Genomic DNA, 4025 nt, shown 5'->3' with positions numbered 1-4025 from the left:
CAACAATCTCTAAGCCATATCGATCCATGAGTCTAACCATATATTTTATATTAGAGATATTAACATCATATAGTTTTCCAATCTTTGTCCATGTCATCCCTTGTTTTTTCAAGTGATAAATTGTTAATTTATCTTCATAACTTAATTTCATACAAAAAGCACCCCAATTGTTAGATTTTGTGTCTAACTTTTGGGGTGCAGTTCAAAATAGAAATTAGGTGATGGGTTTTTCTTGTTTGCCATTTGCAGTTCATAAGTGTTATCGTTTCAACTGTTTTTCAAAGCTATCGGATGTCGCTTTGACGGTGATTTTTTCCAAGGTTAGGGGATGAGTGAAGCTGAGTTGATGGGCATGAAGCATGAGGCGTCCTTGAGGTTTGGAATGGTAGAGAGGATCGCCTTGAATAGGGTGACCGTCATAACTGAGGTGGACACGGATTTGGTGGGTGCGACCGGTGTCAAGCTGACAATTGATGAGACTAGCCTTATTGAAAGGCTTGAGAACCTGAACATGGGTGATTGCTTTCTGGCCGTTTTGTGGATCGACCACACGCTTACGACGATCATGTCGATGGCGTCCGATAGGTTTGCGGTAAGTCAGTTTTTTGTCTGGGAAATGCCCATCAACCAAGGCCCAGTATTGGCGCTTGATGTTTTTGTTCTCCAAGAGTCGATTGAGAATAGGCAGGATAAAAGGATTTTTAGTGAAAAGCACAGCGCCACTAGTTTCCATATCGAGACGGTGAACGACATAGCAAGTCTTCCCCACAAAGGCGGAGACGTGATTTAAAAGAGCAATCTCAGTGGGTGCGTTACCGTGCGTTTTCATACCCTCGGGCTTGTTAACAATGATGATGTGTTCATCCTGATAGAGGCAGTCCACAAACTCGGCTCGTCCCCAAGGGATCTCTTTTTGGGGGTAATCCTCCTCATCGAAAGTGAGTTCAACAGTGTCTCCCAAGGCCACTTTACTTTGCCAGTTAATCAGTTCCTTGTTGACACGAACGTGCTTTTTGGTCCGCAGGAAGTGCCTTATCTTACGCGGGATTAAAAAATGGTCTTCTAAAAGTTCCTTAACCGTGGTTTCGGCATAAGGGTTTTGAATGGTTACCGTAAAAGTCATAGGATTATTATAACATCTTGTCTGCTAATCCTTAACTGAAACTTACTTGTAAGCTTGGTAACAGTTTTTTTAGGAAAATCTCTATGGAAAATTGCTATAATAGGCTTATGACAATATTTGAAAAATGGAAAAAGAGCTTAAAAAATCTCCTTTCTACTGATGAACAAATTGATCAGAAGGGGGCGGATGATTATGATTTAGATGATCTTGAGAATTATTCAGATAGTCGAAATGTTGATGAGACGCAGATTTATCAAGGTTTTGCAGAGAATGGCTCTAAGGAGAATAAAGAAAAATCACGACGATTTGATCGGTCAAGTCGTCATAAGGAAAGGAGTCACCGTGGGCAGAGGCATAAGTTAAGCCTCTTGGATCGACTAGTCAAAAAGTACCCTAAATTAGCTATTTTGCGCAAGATTATCCCAGCGAGGGATTCTTGGATTAGACGTTTTTGGCGCCGATACCACATTGGTAAAATTCTCCTCCTGATAGGGGCGATTTTTAGTTTAGTTATTGGTTCTTACCTTTTTTACTTAGCTAAGACAGCAAATGTGGAAGACTTACAGTCAGCTTTGAAGGCAACAACACTGATCTATGATAAGAATGAAGAGCAGGTTGGTAGTCTATCTGGACAAAAAGGGACTTATGTGGAGCTAGATGCTATCAGTGATAACCTTAAAAAAGCTGTTATTGCTACAGAAGATAGAAGCTTCTATAAAAATAATGGTGTCAACTTTTCTCGTTTCGCCTTAGCCCTTGTAACGATGGGGAAATTTGGGGGTGGTTCAACCATCACTCAGCAGTTGGCTAAAAATGCCTATTTATCACAAGAGCAGACTATTACTCGTAAGGCTAAGGAGTTCTTTTTGGCTTTAGAATTAACCAAACAATATAGCAAGGACGAGATTCTCACGATGTATCTCAATAATGCTTATTTTGGTAATAGTGTCTGGGGAATCGAAGATGCTGGTCATAAATACTTTGGCGTTAGCGCCGCAGAGCTGACCTTGGAGCAATCAGCTACTTTAGCAGGGATGCTCAAGGGCCCTGAAATATATAATCCAATTTATTCTCTTGAAAATGCGACGAACCGTCGCAATACGATTCTGAGTGTCATGGTTGATGCTAAGACGATTAGTCAAGCTGAAGCTGATCAAGCAGCTAGTGTCGATATTTCCAGTGAACTTGTAGATAATTATAATGGCACTTCAGATACTTACCAGTACCCTTCTTATTTTGATGCCGTCATTCAGGAAGCCATTCAAAAATATGGTCTCACCGAAGATGATATTGTTAATAAAGGCTATAAGATTTACACTGAGTTAGACCAAAACTATCAAGTAGGGATGCAATACGTTTATGACGAGCCTTCTTATTTCCCTGTTGCTGAAGATGGCGAATCATCTCAGAGTGCAAGCGTAGCCATGGATCCTAAGACGGGAGCGGTTAGAGGTTTGGTCGGTCGTGTGTCTAGTACAAGTCAATCTTTTAGAAGTTTTAACTATGCGACGCAATCTAAGCGTAGTCCAGGATCTGCTATAAAACCACTTGTCGTCTATGCTCCAGCAGTTGTTAATGGTTATTCGATTAATAAATCCTTGCCAAATACGCCGATTGATTATGAGGGCTATAGACCAGAAAATTTCGGTGGATATGAATCTGAAGATGTGCCGATGTACCAAGCCTTGGCTAATTCTTATAATGTCCCAGCTGTTTATCTCTTAGATAAAATGGGCGTTTCAAAGGCATTTAGCTACGGTAAGAAATTCGGTCTCAATATGTCAGGAGCTAATCGTGAGCTGGGTGTTGCTCTTGGTGGTAGTGTCACCTCGAATCCTCTTGAAATGGCTCAAGCTTATTCGACTTTTGCTAACGACGGTGTCATGCCTAAGGCTCACTTGATTACCCGAATTGAAACAGCCAATGGCAAAATCATCAAGCAGTTTAAAGAATCAAATCAGCGTGTTCTTAGCCAGAGTGTCAGCAAAAAAATGACCACCATGATGTTAGGAACTTTCTCTAATGGTTCAGCGGTTAATGCTAACGCTTATGGCTACACAATGGCTGGTAAGACTGGAACGACAGAGACAGAGTTTAATCCTGATTTAACTAGTGACCAGTGGGTGATTGGCTATACGCCTGATGTTGTATTAAGTCAATGGATAGGGTTTGATAAAACTGATGAGAATCATTATCTTAGCGACGCGAGTTCGGGTACGGCATCGACTATTTTTAGTGCGGTTGCTAGCAATATTTTACCTTATACGGAAGGGTCGGTATTTGATGTCGAAAATGCTTATGTTTCAGATGGCTTAGTGCCAACCTATACAGCCAATCCTGAAGAAGCTAAAGAAAGCTCAGCTCCCAGTGTTTCGAATATTTTCGATAATCTCAAAAAAGGTGCTGAATCTGCTAAAAATACCTTTGATAAAGCTGTCAAAGATGCTAATTTTGAAGATAAGGCTCGACAAGCATGGAATACTATTGAAGGTTGGTTAAACTAACTTGCCACAATTCTTAAATTATGGTAAAGTAAAGGTTACGGAGGCGTTATGGCACAGAAAAAAGCAAGCCTAGCGTGTGGAGAGTGTGGAAGTCGTAATTACTCTATTGGAGTTTCTAGTAATCCTAAACCTACACGACTAGAAGTTAATAAATTTTGTAAACATTGTCAAAAGTATGCGATACATAAAGAAACAAGATAGGAGTTGAAACAGTGAAATTTATCCCAGGTCTTTTTAGAGTTTTGAAAGATACAACATGGCCAGATCGTAAACAACGTTGGAAAGATTTTCTCGCTGTTTTAGAATACACTGTCTTCTTTACAATCATTATCTTCTTATTTGATAAGTTGATTTCAACAGGTATTGTATCAGTATTGGACATCTTTTAAGAAAAATGG

The 4025-nt window shown here is 40.1% G+C and carries 4 protein-coding genes and 1 pseudogene; 3 read left to right on the top strand and 2 right to left on the bottom strand.

The window, feature by feature from the left end:
• Window positions 1-151, bottom strand: a pseudogene (locus ACMZ6U_RS09560) (IS3 family transposase); the annotation flags it as partial.
• 108 nt (window positions 152-259) lie between these two features.
• Complete coding sequence (locus ACMZ6U_RS09555; protein WP_416108218.1) at window positions 260-1123, bottom strand: RluA family pseudouridine synthase; 864 nt, start codon at window positions 1121-1123, stop codon at window positions 260-262.
• A 107-nt stretch (window positions 1124-1230) separates the two neighbouring features.
• Here ACMZ6U_RS09555 and pbp2a point away from each other — a divergent pair, with 107 nt between their 5' ends.
• From pbp2a to secE, 3 genes are read left to right on the top strand one after another with little or no spacing between them, the layout of a single operon-like run.
• Entirely contained in the window at window positions 1231-3627 is a 2397-nt protein-coding gene (pbp2a, locus tag ACMZ6U_RS09550) for a penicillin-binding protein PBP2A (protein ID WP_416108217.1), read from the top strand.
• 48 nt (window positions 3628-3675) lie between these two features.
• Complete coding sequence (gene rpmG / locus ACMZ6U_RS09545) at window positions 3676-3828, top strand: 50S ribosomal protein L33 (RefSeq protein ID WP_104967166.1); 153 nt, start codon at window positions 3676-3678, stop codon at window positions 3826-3828.
• An 11-nt stretch (window positions 3829-3839) separates the two neighbouring features.
• On the top strand, window positions 3840-4016 hold the full coding sequence (gene secE / locus ACMZ6U_RS09540; protein WP_416108216.1) for a preprotein translocase subunit SecE: 177 nt from the start codon (window positions 3840-3842) through the stop codon (window positions 4014-4016).
• Window positions 4017-4025: the final 9 nt, after the last annotated feature.

The organism is Streptococcus pluranimalium, from assembly GCF_047785745.1.
In the GTDB taxonomy this organism is placed as follows: domain Bacteria; phylum Bacillota; class Bacilli; order Lactobacillales; family Streptococcaceae; genus Streptococcus; species Streptococcus pluranimalium_B.
Note: the sequence above shows the minus strand (reverse complement) of the source record. Positions and strands in the feature narration are given on the sequence as shown.